Genomic DNA, 14,579 nt, shown 5'->3' on the forward strand with positions numbered 1-14,579 from the left:
GTCGACCACGTGGAGGAGCACCTGACCGTGGGACGGGTGGCCGAGCTGGCCGGAGTGACCGTCCGCACCCTGCATCACTACGACGAGATCGGCCTGCTGCGGCCGTCCACGCGGACCGCCGGCGGCTACCGCGCCTATTCCGCGGCGGATGTGGAGCGGCTGCGGGAGGTGCTCGCGTACCGGCGCCTGGGCTTCGGGCTGGGCGAGATCGCTGCCCTGGTCGACGACCCGGCGACGGACGCGGTCGCGCACCTGTACCGGCTGCGCGGGTTGCTCGTGGACCAGCGCGACCGGGCCGCGGCCATGGTGACGGCCATCGACAGGGAACTGGAGGCACGCGCGATGGGAATCAGGACGACGCCGGAGGAGCAGCTGAAGATGGTCGGTCCGCAGTTGTACGACGTCATCGGGTCGGCGTACCCGGCCACGCGGCGCACCGAGCCGCGGATCGCCGCCCGCATCTGGGAGGCGCTCGGGGACGCCCGGACGGTGCTGAACGTGGGGGCCGGGACGGGCTCGTACGAACCGCACGACCGCGACGTCACGGCGGTGGAACCGTCGGCCGTCATGCGCGCCCAGCGTCCGCCGGGCGCCGCGCCGTGCGTCGCCGCCGCGGCGGAGCGCCTGCCGTTCGCCGACGGGTCCTTCGACGCCGCGATGGCGGTCAGCACCGTCCACCACTGGCCGGACCCGGTCGCCGGGCTTCGGGAGATGCGGAGGGTGGCGCGCCGGGTGGTCGTGGTGACGTACGACGCCTACGGCACCGGCCCGCGGCAGCGGTTCTGGCTCACCCGCGACTACCTGCCCGAGTTCTCCGAGCTCCTGGTCGGCTGGCCGTCCCTGGCGGAGCTGACGAGCGCGGTCGGCGGACGCGCGGAGCCGGTGATGATCCCGTGGGACTGTGCCGACGGGTTCTTCGAGGCGTACTGGCGCCGGCCCGAGGCGTACCTGGAGGAGCGGGTGCGCCGGGCGGTGTCGGTGTGGGCGCGGGTCGGGCCGGAGGCCGAGCAGCGCGCGGTGAGCCGGCTCAGGGACGACCTGTCCTCCGGGCGGTGGGCCGAGCGCAACCGCGACATCGTCGGGCTGGAGGAGGTGGAGCTCGGCCTGCGCCTGATCGTGGCGTGATCAGAGCGTCCGGAGCTGCTTGTCGTGGAGGCGGGTGAGCAGCAGCAGGCTCGTGGCCGCGCCGAGGCCCGCGCAGAACATGTCCCACTGGGTGTCCCAGACGTCGCCCTGGGTTCCGAGGAAGTCGTCCGCCGCCGAGCCGCCGATCACCGCCGACAGCCATTCGAACAGCTCCCACGTCGCGCTGAACGCCATCACCACGCACATCACCAGCGCGGCGAGCCAGGCGCCCGGCCGCAGGGGCGTACGGCGCAGCAGTACCTCGCGCGCCACGATGGCCGGTACGAAGCCCTGCGCGAAGTGGCCGAGCCGGTCGTACGGGTTCCGGGCCAGCCCGAGCGTGTCGCGGACCCAGTCGCCGGCCGGGACCTCGGCGTACGTCCAGTGGCCACCGACCATCAGGATCAGCGCGTGGGCCAGGATGAGCCGGTACGCGAGCGGGCTCAGCGGGAACCGGCGGTACGTGGCCACCAGGATCACCGCCGCGACGATCGCCGCCGCCACCTCGAGGAACCAGGTGCCGATCGACGTCGCCCCGACCGCGGAGATCGCCAGGGCGACCAGGCCGACGGCGAGCAGGACGGCGGGTTCGCGGCGGGGCGGCGCGGTGGCCGGGCGTACGGTCATGCCGGTCAGTCTTTCCAACCCTGTCCGGCCCGCGCATGGGTTCGCCTACTCAGCCGTGACTCCCGCCGGGAACTCCTCGGTGCCGAGTACGAGCAGGAGCTCCAGCCGCTCCCGGGTCTGGGCGTCCGCCGGGGTGAGCACCACCAGCACCTGCCCCTGGTCCGGGGTCACCAGCGTCTCGCAGTCCATGACGAGCGGCCCGACCCGCGGGTTGACCATGGTCTTCTGATCGGCGCGGCGCACCGCCACCTCGTGCGCTGCCCAGAGCTGGGCGAATTCGGGACTCTCCGCCTGCAGCCGCGCGACGAGCCGGGCGACCTCCGGGTCACCGGAGCGCCGGCCGGCGGCCGCACGCAGATCCGCGACGAGCTTGCGGCCCTGGTCCGCGCGGTCCTCCGGCGGGCACAGGCCGCGGGAATCGGGTTCGGTGAACCACCGGTACGGAATGTAACGCCGGTCGCCGGTGAGGCCGCTGTGGTCGCCGGACACGAGGATCGACGCCCGGTTCTGGGCCAGCACCTCGCCGAGGTCGGAGAGCACCAGCGCCGGGGTGTCGCCGAGCAGGTCGAGCATGCGCAGCAGGCCGGCGCGGGCCAGGCGGGCCACCCCGTCAGCCGGTGGTGGCTGGTGACCGGCCAGGTGGAACAGGTGGGCCCGTTCGTCGTCGGACAGGCGCAACGCCCGGGCGAGCGCGCCCAGCAGCTGCGTCGACGGCTGGCTGCTGCGGCCCTGCTCGAGGCGGACGACATAGTCCACGGACATGCCGGCCAGCCGGGCCACCTCCTCGCGCCGCAGGCCGGCGGTGCGCCGTCGCGGTCCGTCGGGGATCCCGACCTCGGCCGGGCGGATCGCCTCGCGGCGCCGGCGCAGGAAGTCGGCGAGCTGGTCACGCTGCATGCGTTCATGCTGCCTCGGGTACGCCCGCCCGATCCAGGGAGTGGCGCTCCCACGATCAGCGCTCCGCTCCCGCCGCGCCCGGCCGAGGCGCACGGTGGGGACATGATGCAGACACGAACCTTGGGCAAGACCGGTCCGGCCGTCTCCGCGCTGGGCCTCGGCGCGATGGGCATGTCCGGCGCGTACGGCGAGACCGACCGCGCGGAGAGCATCGCCACCGTGCACGCCGCGCTGGACGCCGGCGTCACGCTGATCGACACCGGTGACTTCTACGGCATGGGCCACAACGAGATGCTGCTCGCCGAGGCGCTGCACGGCCGGGACCGCGACAGTTACCAGGTGAGCGTGAAGTTCGGGATGCTGCGCGGGCCGGGCTCCCTCTCCGGTGGCATGGACGGCCGTCCCGAGGCGGTGCGGAACTTCCTCGCGTACTCGCTGACCCGGCTCGGCCTCGACCACGTCGACATCTACCGGCCCGCGCGGCTCGACCCGGCCGTGCCGATCGAGGAGACGGTCGGCGCGATCAAGGAGATGGTCGACGCCGGGTACGTCCGGCACATCGGCCTGTCGGAGGTCGACGCGGCGACGATCCGCCGGGCCCACGCCGTGCACCCGATCGCCGACCTGCAGATCGAGTACTCGCTGCTGTCCCGCGCGGTGGAGGCCGAGGTGCTGCCGACGCTGCGGGAACTGGGCATCGGGATGACCGCGTACGGGGTGCTCGGCCGTGGCCTCATCTCCGGGCACTGGTCCGCCGACCGGCAGGCCGCCCCGGGTGACTTCCGTGCCTTCAGCCCCCGCTTCGCCGACGGCAACGTCGAGCACAATCTCGCGCTGGTGGAGGGGCTGCGGCGGGTCGCCGAGGCGAAGGGCTGCACAGTGGCTCAGCTGGCGATCGCGTGGGTCGCCGCGCAGGAGCCGTTCATCGTCCCGCTGGTCGGTGCCCGTACCCGGAATCGCCTGGCGGAAGCCCTCCCGGCGCTGGACGTGACGCTCACGGCCGACGATCTCGCGGAGATCGGCGAGGCCGTGCCGGCCGGCGCGGCCCGCGGCGACCGCTACCCGGCCGCCTTCATGTCGTCGCTCGGGGTCGGCAACTGAGGCGTGTCGAACAGCGCGCGCAACGCGCTCACATGCCGGGCGTACGCCTGCTTGCCTTCGGCGGTGAGGCTGACCCAGGTCTTCACCCGGCCCCGGCCGGTGGGTTTCGTCATGCTGACGTAGCCGGCGTCCTGCAGCACTTTCAGGTGTTTGCTGACCACCGAGTCGGCGACGCCGAGCAGCTCACGCAGCACGGCGAACTCGGTGCTGGTCGACGCGTCCAGGAAGGCGCAGATCCGCAGCCGGTTGGGGGCGTGGATGACCTCGTCGAACGGTTCGCTCATGCGGCGACCCGCAGTTGCGCGCGCAGCGCCCTGTCGAACTGGCGCCCCAGCAGGACGGTGCCGGCGAAACCGGCGATCGCGAGCGCCCACACCGGCCACCGCAGGTCGCTGTAGCGGCCGATCGCCACGGCGGCGAGGGCGATGACCCCGAGCATGGCGCCCATCGCGATCGCCCACCGGCTGGCGCGGCCGGCGTCGAGACCGGACACCCACACGCCGGTCTGCCGCTTGTACGCCTTCACCAGCAGGACGCATCCGCCGGCGAAGCACACCCCGGCGGCGAGCCGGGCGGCGCTGTCGCCGATGCCGAAGGCGACGACGTACGCGCCGACCAGCAGCCCGAGAACGGGGTGGTACCACCACGGGGTGACGAGCCGGTCGGCAACCGCGGCACGGGCGTCGGCGATGGCGGCGAGCTGCTCGGCAGCACTACTTTCCATGACGGAAAGGCAATCACATTCCAAGACGGAAAGTCAACGGTACGGCCGGAGGCCCGCCCCCTCCGGCCGTACCGTCCCCCCTCAGCGGTTGCCGCGCGGCGCGGGACCGTTGTCCACGAGCCGGAACGTGCTGAGCAGCGGCGCGTCGCCCAGCTCCTCCAGGATCAGCCCCCGGGTCGGCGAGTACTGCAGGTACGCCGAACCGCTGTCGATCGCGTACGTCTTGTCGGCCTGCGCGGTGATGTGGAACCGCTGCCGCGCATTGCTCTTGTCACACGCGGCCGCCTCGACCCGCAGCGGGTCGGAGCCGCCCGGCCGGCTGACCTGCCAGCACGACGGCTCCAGGCTGGCCGGGTCGTTCGTGGCCTTGCCGTACGCCTTGATGATGTACTCGGTCCGGCTCACCGGGGTGGGCACGAACAGCTGACGGCCACTGTCGTCGTCGACCTCGGTCAACTCGCCGCTCACCATCGAGACAGCGGACTCGAAGGCCTGCGCCCGCACGATCGTGACCTGCCGCTTGCCGGACAGCACCGGCGGGCGCTTGGCCGCCTTGGCCGCCTTGGCCTTGACTGCGGCCTTGTTCTGGGTCGCCACCTTGCTGTGCGCGGCGGGGGCGGCGGCGGTGCCGGTCCCACTGCCGGTCGTCGCGGCGCCGGCCGTTCCGGTGGCGGCGTACGCCATGGCGGCACTGGTGCAGGCGAGCACGGCCGCGCCAGCGGCCCACTTCAGCTTCGACATGTGCGTGCTTCCTCTCGAGGGGTCAGATGCGCCGGTCCAGAGCGCCGACACGATTGGTACACGCCTGCCGCAAGCATCCAATTTCAGAGATCGCCGGATTTTTTCGGCCCTTCGCCGCGAGGGGCGGGTTCTCGCACGGGGACCACCGACCGCGACTTCGTTCCAGGGCGCCGGCGTGGTGCTGGACCCAGCCGCGCCTTCGGTTCGCCGCCGGCCGGGGTGGTAGGTGCTCGACTTTCCGCTCACCCTGATCGGCGGTGCATGCGGCCCACGGTGCCATCGAGGCGCAACCGGTGCGCCGCGGCCGCGACGCGCAGCGCTGACGCCGAGCGTCAGTGGCATCGCCCGGAATGGCGGCGGTCGTTGACCCGCGTTATCTGCCACCTTCGCCGGTGTCGTGACGGAACTAGGTCTCGCGGTCGAAACAGCGGCATGCGAAAACGTTCTCATTCTTGAGGGCGGACGTGCCGGAATGTGTGCTCGCGATTGCGCTCTCACCTGCCGCGTGGCGCCTTTCTCAACGCAGCCGAAACCGACTTCCACCACTTGGGCTGTGGTGACCTCCGGCGCCGCAACCTCCTGAGCTGTGGGGACCTTTGGTGCCGCCACCTCCTGCGCAATGTCCGACTCCGCTCCCCGCCGAGCGCATGCCGTCGCCCACCCTGCCTTTAACGCCTCTGACCTGAGCTGCGTCATCGGGTGCGGTCGGCACTGCGCGCCGGCGGGTCGGTCTGTGCCTCGGCCGCCGTGCAAGCGACGCAGCTTCGTGGCGTGCCTTTGTGCCAAGCCCAACGCCCGACGACGGGCGTGCTCCCGACGAAATTCCTCCCGCGCAGGAGAATAGTTCCGCGACGCGGTCCGGTCGCGCATCAGGGCCAATTCTGCCGCCGAGAACAACTGAAGCTGAGGCACCTGATAATTGTCTCGCTGACGCCTCTGTGACGACAGTGAATGATCACAACGGAAAAGGGGCCATCGCCACAACAAAACCGTGAACCGTCCCCGCGGAAGCCGGATCGGGGCGACCTGACCGGTGGAGGAGGGGCGCCGCCGGCACCCCCTCCTCCACTGTGGCCGCCGCGGAGATCAGCGCACAGACCACCTCTGCGCGCCCGTGTTGTTGCAGGTGTACAGCTGCACCAGCGTGCCGTTCGCGCTGGCGCCTCCGGTCACGTCCACGCACTTGCCCGACGCCGCCCCCACGATCGTGCCGTCGCCGTTGAACGTGAAGCGCTGCGCCGCCGTGCCGTTGCACGTCCAGATCTGCACCTTCGTGCCGTCGGCGGTTCCACTGTGGTCGACGTCCAGGCACCGGTCGCCGTAGACGCGCAGCTCGCCGGCCGCCGTACGGGTCCACTTCTGGATCGTGCTGCCGAGGCAGTCGTAGATGTGCAGCTGCGTACCGTCGGCGGTGGCCGTACCGGGCACGTCGAGGCACTTGCCGGACTGCGGGTTCGCCACCATCACCGCTGCGCCGACCGGGGGCAGTACGGTCGCGTTCAGGCTCGACGGGGTCGCGCGCAGGGCGTCGTACCAGCGGGCGCCCATCTTGTCGTACCCGGCGGCCGTGGGATGCGTACCGTCGGCAAGGTCGGCGGTGCCGACCACCGCGTGCATGTCGATCAGGTGGGTGAGCGGGCCCTTCTGGGCGACGATTCCGGGCAGCTGCGCGTTGAACTCGTCGATCCGCGCGTTCAGCGTCGGGTCCGACTCCGGGATCAGCGTCGAGATGAACAGCTCCACTGTGGGCGCGTTCGCCCGGATCTTGTCGATCAGCGCGCCCATCCGGGCGCCGGCATTCGGAAGATCATAATTCTGGTTCACGTCGTTGGTGCCCAGGTGCACCAGGATCGACCGCGGAGCGTACGACCGCAGCCAGCCCTCGATGTTCGCGTCGATCTGGTCGATCCGCCAGCCGCTGTGCCCCTCATGATCGTGGTCGCCGAGGCTGGCCGGCCCGTTCGAGCCCGACCCGACGAAGTCGATCCGGTAGCCGGCGTTCGTCAGCAACTCCCACAACTTGATCCGATAACCGCCGGGAACATTGAAGCCGTCGGTGATGGACGCGCCGAGCGGCATGATCCGTACGCCGCCGTTCGACTCGGCGGCCTGCGCGGGCCCGCCCGGGCTGACGACGGAGGCGGCGGCAATCAGGAGTGCCAGGGCGGTGGTCAGGGCTCGACGCATGGGCGCATCCTCTCGGCTGGCGGGTGACAACGTTGTCGGGGTCACCCGCCAGTCAAGACTGTCGATATTCCGCCGGTCAATGTCCGCGCCGCACATGTGCCCTTTCTCCGCCGCGGGCGCTTCTACGGCGCGGGCCCTTCTATGGCACGAACACGACGCGGTCGTCGCTCTGCGCGCCCCACGCCTCCGCCACCCGCGACAGCGGCACGGCCCGGGCCCGCACCTCCAGCGTCCCCTCCGCCACCGCCTCGGCCAGCATCGGAAGCTCCTCCACGAACTCCCGCGCCGGCACCGACCCGATCCCACTCCCGACGATCTGCAACCGCGACGACCGCAACGCCACGGACGGCACCGGAGCGGTCGGACCGGCGACGGACCCGATCTGAACCCAGGTCAGCGGCGCGCCCCGATCGGCACGCGCGGTGAGCAGCGGCACCATCATCCGCGCCGAGGGCTCACCCCACACGTAGTCGAGCACGACATCGACATCCGCCGCCCGCTCGGCCTGATCGAACGTGATGGTCTCGTCCGCCCCCAGCGCGGGCAGCGCGGCCAGCCGCCCGGCGTCCCGCCCGGCCGCGATCACCTGCGCCGCCCCGAACTGCTTGGCGATCTGCACCGCCATCCGCCCGGCATTCCCGGTCGCCCCGAGAACCAGGACGCGCTGCCCCGCCGAGAACTCGATGCGCCGGCGCAGCGCCACCCAGGACGACATCGCGGGATTCATCGCGGCGGCGATCTGCACCGGATCGACGCCGTCCGGCAAGACCACGCTGCGGCGCGGGTCGATGACCGTACGGTCGGCGAACGTACCCAGCGCCGTGTCGTCCAGTACGGCGTACCGAAGCTTCCCCGCCTCATCCCGCACGACCCCGTCCACGCCCGGCACCAGCGGCAACGCGGACGTACTCGAATAGTGCGCGCCGGTCGCCTTCGCCCGCGTGAGCAGGTGCAGCGCGGCGGCCAGAACCTCGACAACCATCTCCCCGCGACCCTCCGCGACGGGCTCGGGCTGCTCCCCGTAGACCGGCGGGGCATCGAACGAGGTGAGAACAGCGGCGTGCATGGCGACCTCCACAGGTAGTTTGGATTACCAACTACCTGAAGGATGATTGGGATTACCAACTATGTCAAGTACGATCTCCCCATGACGTCCGACGCCCTCATCGACGGCCTGGTCCGCAGCGCCTTCGAGGTGATGGGCGTGCTCACCCGCCTCAGCGCGAAGCACGACCTGTCCCTCACCCAACTCCGGGTCCTCGGCATCCTCCGCGACCGCCGCGTCCGCGTGACGGACCTGGCCGCCTACCTCGGCCTGGACAAATCCACGCTCTCCGGCCTGATCGACCGCGCCGAACGCCGCGGCCTGCTGGCCCGAGGCAAGAACCCCGACGACCGCCGCGTGGTCGAGGTCTCCATGACCCCGGCCGGCATGGAACTCTTCGAACGCCTGGAAGCCGAGGGGCGGGTCGCCCTTGAGCCCGCCACCGGGCGGCTGGATCCGAAGCAGCAGGCTGAGCTCGCGCGGTTGCTCGAGCTCGTCCTCACCCCGCAATAGCCGCCCTGCCCGGTACCCTGGGCCCGGGCCTGACCCGTCGGCGGGGGACTCTCACGTCCCGGCGTCCGGCTATGCGACGAAGTCGTCCGCGCGGGGGTCGGCGTCCCACCCGAGCTGTGCCAGTTCCCGAAGGACTGTTCGCGCGCGAGGAGTCCAGAAAAGCAGAACCTGCTCCCGTTCTTCGGTGCTGAAGGACACCGCGAGGGCGAGGGCCCAGTGCCTGCCCACGACCGGCCCATGTGGCAACGCGGTCACCTCTGCGTGGTGCAGCACGTCCGAGCCGGCCGGCGACGAAAACGTCAACGTGCTGCCCTCGGCCCAGAGGCGCACCGACGGCCAGCGCAGCCTCTTGACGGCCCGCCGGGACTCGCCGCGACTGAAGGCGCGGCGATCGACGTACGTGAGTCCGCCGCGGGCCAGCAGGGTCTTGGAAGCCATCACGGGAGGGTACGCGCACTGCCCGGGAGCTCACTGCGTCGTCCGCGCACGCATGGTTCATTGCGACGATGATGATCATCTATGCTGCGCGCCGTGATAACCGTCAAGTACGTACCCCGCTCCGGCAAGCCTCAGCCCACCCGGGCCGGGCGCGCGGCCACCATCCTGTTCCTTGTCCTGGTCGTACCCACCACGCTGCTGCTCGCCGTGGTCACCATGCTCCTGGTCGTCGGGCTGATGACGGATCCCACCGGGTTCAAGGGCCAGATCCCGGCGATGGTGATCGGGCTGGTGATGTCGGTCGGTGGAGGAATACTCAGCTATCGCAGTGTGCGTCGCCTCGCGCGCGGCAGCGACTGATCAAGCGCGAACCCCGCGCCCTCGCCGACCTCCTCGGTCACCCGACACTGTCCGGGCAGGACTGGAGCGCGAGGAGCGCGACGGCACCCATCGCCAAGACGGCGGTGCTGCTCAGGGCGGCCAGAGTGCCGGCGAGCACCGCAGACCGGACGCGGCGCAGGAACCCCGCAGCGATCACCAGCGACAACATCATCGAGAAGAACAGGAAAGCCGCGCTCACCGCGAGGAGAAGGTCCGCGCCGTCCTTGGCGGTGAAACAGAAGCCGCCGGCGTCGTCGCAAGAGGTGTCCTCCCGGTCGACGAGCGTGTTCATCCAGGCGGCGGCGAACGCTGTCACGTGCCAGAGGAAGGACGTGAAGAAGGCGGTGCCGTACCGCGGAGATCGTTTGGTCGTCGACTCCTGGTCGAGCATGCGTCCTTCCTATCGCACGCACGCCACGGCTCGGCGCGGCTTCGCCGCCGAGGTCAAGGGCCAGGCCAACGGCAGCTTCGCGTACGCGTACTACGTCGAGAAGAAGCAGCTGAGCTGAGCATTCTCGCGGGGTGCTCGAACCTGGCGAGCGCTGCGCCTCCCGCTCGCCGGCCTCAGCGGCTCGAGTCCCGACGGACACCGTCGGCGCCGACCGGTGGGCGGGGGAGCCAGCCCATGAAACGGTCCCAGAGATCAGCCGGGGCGCCGTCCAGCTGGGCCGCGCCGTCCGCGAACGCCAGGGCGTAGAACTGCGCCATGTAGGCGGCGAACGACGTAGGAAACCGATCAAAATCCCGCGAAAGCTCAGCCCGGGCGGTCGGGCACGGCCACGGAAACCCGCAGACATCGCAGAACCACTTCGGACGTACGGGCTCGTGAACGCTCACGCGGACGTCACCGATCGGGCCGGGCCGGGGAAACGGCCGCGTCGGCCTCGATCCGGCATCGCTGGTGGACCGGTGGGTGGGCAGGCATCAAAGGTGGGGCCTTTGAGCGGCCCGCGAAGCCTGGGCTGGGGTGAGAGTGCCGGCTCGGCCTGGTTGGTACAGCTGGGTGGTGGGGCCGTTCCAGGTGGGGCTCGGGGTGGGGGAGCCGTCCGGGATCGGGGTTTCGGGTGGCCAGAGGTATCGGTCGGGGCAGGGCCAGCGCAGCCCACAGACGCAGCGGCTTGCTCTCAAGACGACCCATCGCCGCCTGCGTTGATGCTCCATCGCTACTCCCTCGCATGGGCAGTCCTCGGCCCTGGGGGCGGCTGGCGCCCCTGCCAAACGGTCCAAGATCACGTGCTGTAGCGCGCCCAGCACTGGAGCGAACGATATAAGTACCATTGATACTTTGGCTAGTAGCTCTAGTGTCACCCCGGCGGATACGCGCCTCCCCAGACCGGCAGACTCGACGGACGGAGCGAGAGGGATGGACGAAATGCCAGCACGCCGGCAACCACCAACTGTTCGACGGCGCAGGCTTGCCGCTGAACTGCTGGGGCTGCGCACGGCGGCCGGACTCACTCGCGACCAGGTGGCTGAGACCACGGGCCTGTCCACCGGTGCGCTGTTCCGCATCGAGAAGGCGCTGACTCGTCCGCAGAAGCGGACGTTGATCCTGCTGCTCGACCTCTACAAGGTCACGGACGCGGCGAAGCGTACCGAGCTGTTCGACCTTCTCCGGCAGTCGCAGCAGTTGAGCTGGCTCCAGCTCTTCGAGGACAACCTTCCGCAGAGCTATCAGACCTTCATCAGCTTCGAGGCGGAGGCGTCGCGGCTCTCGGACTACGAGGGCGACATGATGCCGGGCCTGCTCCAGACCGAGGCCTATGCGCGTGCAGTCATCCAAGGCTTGATGCCGGAGGAAGCTGAAGAAGACATCGAGCGGCGCGTCGAAGTCCGGAAGCGGCGACAACAGGTCCTCACCCAGGCCAAGACTCTGTCGCTGTGGACCATCCTCGATGAGTCCGTCATCCGCAGGCAGGTCGGCGGTCCCACCGTCATGCGGGAGCAGTTGGAGCACCTGATCGCCGCCGCCCACTGGCCGGCCGTCACGGTGCAGGTGATCCCATTCAGCGCCGGCGCCCACGTCGGAATGCCAGGCTCGTTCATCGTGATGGAGTTCCCCGACCCTGATCCGCCGCTGATCTACACGGAGAATGCAGGCGGTGGCCTGTTCCTTGAGGCAGACGCGGACGTCCAGCGGTACCGGGCAGGCTTCCAGCGTCTTGCTGCGCAGGCGCTCAGTCCGAAGGACACACTGGCGCTGATCAACCAGGCGGCCGAGGTCGCATGAAGGAAGGGCGTGGAGCGATGGATCTCGCTGACGCTAAGTGGTTCAAGAGCAGCCGCAGCGGCGCGAACGGCAGCTGTGTCGAGGTTGCGTTCCTGTCGGACGTGGTGGCAGTTCGGGACACCAAGAATCGGGCTGGCGCAACGCTGCTGATCGCTCGCCATGAGTGGATGGCTTTCATCGAGGGCGCAAGAAGCGGGCAGTTCGACCTCGAGGCGTGAGGCTTTCACCGAGTTTCATCGAAGCTGCCAAGAGCGGCGAGCTCGATGCCCAGCGGCTCCCGTCCTGGGCGGGGTGCGCGGCCCCCTTCGATTCGACCTTCGCGGCGTCGCGAAGACGCGGCACGAGCCCTGGGCAGACCTCGACTGAGACGGCGCGAGCCACGGTGTGGCAGCGCCGCTAGGCCGTCGTGTCGCTGACCTTGAACCCGGTGTCCAGCCGCCCGGCGCGGGCGTGAGCTGGTCACATGAGCTTGACCGGGCCGCGCGAGGTGGTTGATGATCTTGCGGCCCGGATGGGCGCAACGGGGAGGAACAATTGATGCGAGCGACTACCCACCGGCCCGGTTTGATGCTGCGTCGGGTATCAGCGGTCGCGGCGGCCGCGATTTTTCTCGGGGCCCTGTCACTGAGTGCAACTGCCTCGGCGGCCGAGGACACCGCGGACTCGGGTGCTGCCGTTGGCCAGGAACCTCCGGTGATGACGTTCATGACCGAGGAGGAATACCGGAGCACCTATCTCAAGGTGCACGGGACGGAAGCTCCCTCGGACTTGTCTGAGGTGCCCACTTCGCCGGTTCCGCAAGTCGTTCAGAACACCGCGGGCGAGCTGATCGACACAACACAGAAGTCCGTTGCGGACCAGGCCGGCGCCGTCGCCTCCGAGGACGGATCGGGCCCTCAGCGTGCCGTGATTCCCGGTGGTGGCGGCGGCGGTTCCGGTCTCCCGTGGTGGAGCGTCTTGTACTCGTACTCGGACCTGAAGCGCAACAAGGTGTTCATTCGGTACGGGAACTCGGCGCTCGGGTATCACCACTTCGCTTCCAAGCACAACCTGCGCAACCGCGTCGTATTCGAGCACCTCATGGCCACGAAGCCGACGGATGCTGCCGGTGCCAGGCTCGAGTACACCATCTACGTCGCTGACCCCTCCAACGGAAACATCGCTGAGAAAATCTTCATCGTCTCTCAGCAGGCGACGCGGACCGACGACAACAAATGGAAAACCCCGGACGGCGGGTACATCGGGGTGATCACCGCGTACTGCAAGGGCAAGACCAAGTGCCCGGAGTTCGTCAACAAGCTGAGAAGGTAAGCCCACCACACGAGACCGAGGATGTGGCGACTGTGGAGCGCGAAAACCATCTGCATGAACAGCTGGTGGGGGTTCTGGCCCCGCTAGTGGTGGCGCCCTGCGGCCCGCAACCCGCTGACGCCGTGCGCTTCGCGGGAGTGGTCCGCGCCGGCGCCAACCGGACTCGGGTTGTGTTGTTGGCCGGTGCGTCGGCGCCGGTCAGGGTGGCCGTCGAGTTCCAGCTCATCGGGGATGACGGCAGCGAGCTTGACGTCCACGCGGCAGTCGACTGGATTCGTACGCTCGCCCCTGCCGATCTCGCTGCGGTGACGGGGGGGCGCGACAGTCATGGCAACGTCGTCGTCGCCGCCGGAAGGTTGGGGCTCTCGTCGGATCGTCGAGCGACCGAGTACGACGTCAACTACTTCTCGATGCTTCGGCAGATGCTCTACGGCGGCGGGGCCTTGTGGTTCGAACACATCTTCACGCTCAGCGGCTACCTGCTGACCGGGCCTGGCCGTCACCGGCTTTACATCAGCGACACTCGGACCGGTGCGGTCACTGGCATCGATCTTCCCTTGACCCAGGCCGACGGAACCATCTGGCCAGGGCAGGGCGGATCCTTTCCGGTGGAGTTGCCTTCCCTGGTCCGCGACGATGAACTGCAGCACCAGAAGCGGATCACCGCCGCCGACGACTACGGCTCGGTTGTCTACGACATGACCGACTGGGTCATGCCTGCACCGGCTCCTGAACCCGAGTACTGACCAAGCGGGTCGACTGATCCGCCACAGGAGTCACAACACTTCTCAAGTGAGCCCTCTCGTGGCCGATTCCAGGCGCACCGGTCTAGGGCGGATTTGAGGGCAACCCTGTAGCACCCGAGCGGGCACCGGACGTGCACTGCGCCTCCGCGAATCTTCTTCGTATGCCCGGCCGACAACGGCTGGACAGACTCGGGGGAGATCAGATCTTGCGTCGCTCGGCCATCACGAAGACCGTCCTGTCGCTGACCGCTCTGCTCGCCGGTGCGGGCGCCGCCCTCACCGGCGCGACCGCCGCGCAGGCTGCGCCGGCTGCCGCTCCCACCGGGTGCGTCACCGACGCCCGCCTGGTGCCCTCGTGTGGCGTGCTGTGGGGTGCCGCCGCCGGCGGTTTCACGAGCGCGCCGCGTGACGCTGCGCTGAAGGATTGGGAGAAGCTCAGCGGTCGTACGGCGAGCATTTTCCACACGTATCACAAGGGTGATGAGCCGTTCCCGACCAAGTCTGAGATGGCGA

18 protein-coding genes and 1 pseudogene are annotated in these 14,579 nt (G+C 69.6%); 9 read left to right on the plus strand and 10 right to left on the minus strand.

What is annotated here, in order from left to right; genetic code table 11:
* Positions 1–9: 9 nt before the first annotated feature.
* On the plus strand, positions 10–1,125 hold the full coding sequence (locus IT780_RS08010) for a MerR family transcriptional regulator (protein ID WP_199510740.1): 1,116 nt from the start codon (positions 10–12) through the stop codon (positions 1,123–1,125).
* Here the strand turns inward: IT780_RS08010 and IT780_RS08015 are convergent, their stop codons facing one another.
* Both IT780_RS08015 and IT780_RS08020 read right to left on the minus strand, forming a co-directional pair.
* The gene (locus IT780_RS08015; protein WP_199510741.1) at positions 1,126–1,752 is read right to left on the minus strand and encodes a DUF2238 domain-containing protein; all 627 of its coding nucleotides are present in this window, start codon (positions 1,750–1,752) and stop codon (positions 1,126–1,128) included.
* Between the two features lie 45 nt (positions 1,753–1,797).
* A complete protein-coding gene (locus tag IT780_RS08020; RefSeq protein WP_199510742.1) occupies positions 1,798–2,649 on the minus strand; it encodes a helix-turn-helix transcriptional regulator in 852 nt (283 codons plus the stop codon).
* A 102-nt stretch (positions 2,650–2,751) separates the two neighbouring features.
* Between IT780_RS08020 and IT780_RS08025 the strand changes: the two genes are divergently transcribed.
* The gene (locus IT780_RS08025) at positions 2,752–3,750 is read left to right on the plus strand and encodes an aldo/keto reductase (protein ID WP_233412295.1); all 999 of its coding nucleotides are present in this window, start codon (positions 2,752–2,754) and stop codon (positions 3,748–3,750) included.
* Here IT780_RS08025 and IT780_RS08030 read toward each other — a convergent pair.
* From IT780_RS08030 to IT780_RS08050, 5 genes are all read right to left on the minus strand, one after another.
* Positions 3,708–4,034 (minus strand): transcriptional regulator, encoded by a 327-nt coding sequence (locus IT780_RS08030; RefSeq protein WP_199510743.1) that lies wholly within the window; start codon positions 4,032–4,034, stop codon positions 3,708–3,710. The genes IT780_RS08025 and IT780_RS08030 overlap by 43 nt on opposite strands.
* Entirely contained in the window at positions 4,031–4,474 is a 444-nt protein-coding gene (locus tag IT780_RS08035; protein WP_199510744.1) for a hypothetical protein, read from the minus strand. The genes IT780_RS08030 and IT780_RS08035 overlap by 4 nt, the downstream gene beginning before the upstream one ends.
* Positions 4,475–4,555: 81 nt before the next feature.
* Positions 4,556–5,215, minus strand: coding sequence for a hypothetical protein (locus tag IT780_RS08040; protein ID WP_199510745.1), 660 nt, complete (start codon positions 5,213–5,215; stop codon positions 4,556–4,558).
* Between the two features lie 1,086 nt (positions 5,216–6,301).
* Positions 6,302–7,402 (minus strand): RICIN domain-containing protein, encoded by a 1,101-nt coding sequence (locus IT780_RS08045; RefSeq protein WP_199510746.1) that lies wholly within the window; start codon positions 7,400–7,402, stop codon positions 6,302–6,304.
* 139 nt (positions 7,403–7,541) lie between these two features.
* Positions 7,542–8,468, minus strand: coding sequence for a quinone oxidoreductase family protein (locus IT780_RS08050; protein ID WP_199510747.1), 927 nt, complete (start codon positions 8,466–8,468; stop codon positions 7,542–7,544).
* A gap of 81 nt (positions 8,469–8,549) precedes the next feature.
* Between IT780_RS08050 and IT780_RS08055 the strand changes: the two genes are divergently transcribed.
* Entirely contained in the window at positions 8,550–8,960 is a 411-nt protein-coding gene (locus IT780_RS08055) for a MarR family winged helix-turn-helix transcriptional regulator (protein WP_199510748.1), read from the plus strand.
* 69 nt (positions 8,961–9,029) lie between these two features.
* On the opposite strand, the gene IT780_RS08060 is transcribed toward IT780_RS08055, so the two are convergent.
* Positions 9,030–9,398, minus strand: coding sequence for a hypothetical protein (locus IT780_RS08060; RefSeq protein WP_199510749.1), 369 nt, complete (start codon positions 9,396–9,398; stop codon positions 9,030–9,032).
* Positions 9,399–9,491: 93 nt separating this feature from the next.
* Here IT780_RS08060 and IT780_RS08065 point away from each other — a divergent pair, with 93 nt between their 5' ends.
* The gene (locus IT780_RS08065; RefSeq protein WP_199510750.1) at positions 9,492–9,758 is read left to right on the plus strand and encodes a hypothetical protein; all 267 of its coding nucleotides are present in this window, start codon (positions 9,492–9,494) and stop codon (positions 9,756–9,758) included.
* 37 nt (positions 9,759–9,795) lie between these two features.
* On the opposite strand, the gene IT780_RS08070 is transcribed toward IT780_RS08065, so the two are convergent.
* Positions 9,796–10,170, minus strand: coding sequence for a hypothetical protein (locus IT780_RS08070; protein ID WP_199510751.1), 375 nt, complete (start codon positions 10,168–10,170; stop codon positions 9,796–9,798).
* A 173-nt stretch (positions 10,171–10,343) separates the two neighbouring features.
* Positions 10,344–10,487, minus strand: a complete 144-nt coding sequence (locus IT780_RS41685; protein ID WP_233412296.1) for a hypothetical protein — start codon at positions 10,485–10,487, stop codon at positions 10,344–10,346.
* Positions 10,488–11,151: 664 nt separating this feature from the next.
* On the opposite strand from IT780_RS41685, the gene IT780_RS08080 reads away from it, so the two are divergent.
* From IT780_RS08080 to IT780_RS08100, 5 genes and pseudogenes are all read left to right on the plus strand, one after another.
* Positions 11,152–12,009 (plus strand): helix-turn-helix domain-containing protein, encoded by an 858-nt coding sequence (locus tag IT780_RS08080; RefSeq protein WP_199510831.1) that lies wholly within the window; start codon positions 11,152–11,154, stop codon positions 12,007–12,009.
* Between the two features lie 17 nt (positions 12,010–12,026).
* Positions 12,027–12,227 (plus strand): DUF397 domain-containing protein, encoded by a 201-nt coding sequence (locus IT780_RS08085; protein WP_199510753.1) that lies wholly within the window; start codon positions 12,027–12,029, stop codon positions 12,225–12,227.
* 319 nt (positions 12,228–12,546) lie between these two features.
* A complete protein-coding gene (locus IT780_RS08090; RefSeq protein ID WP_199510754.1) occupies positions 12,547–13,320 on the plus strand; it encodes a hypothetical protein in 774 nt (257 codons plus the stop codon).
* A gap of 23 nt (positions 13,321–13,343) precedes the next feature.
* A complete protein-coding gene (locus IT780_RS08095) occupies positions 13,344–14,066 on the plus strand; it encodes a hypothetical protein (protein WP_233412297.1) in 723 nt (240 codons plus the stop codon).
* A gap of 206 nt (positions 14,067–14,272) precedes the next feature.
* Positions 14,273–14,579 (plus strand): annotated as a pseudogene (locus tag IT780_RS08100) (glycoside hydrolase family 26 protein); the annotation flags it as partial.

Origin of the sequence: Nucisporomicrobium flavum, from assembly GCF_016464385.1 — a bacterium.
GTDB classification, from domain to species: Bacteria; Actinomycetota; Actinomycetes; order Mycobacteriales; family Micromonosporaceae; genus Actinoplanes; species Actinoplanes flavus_A.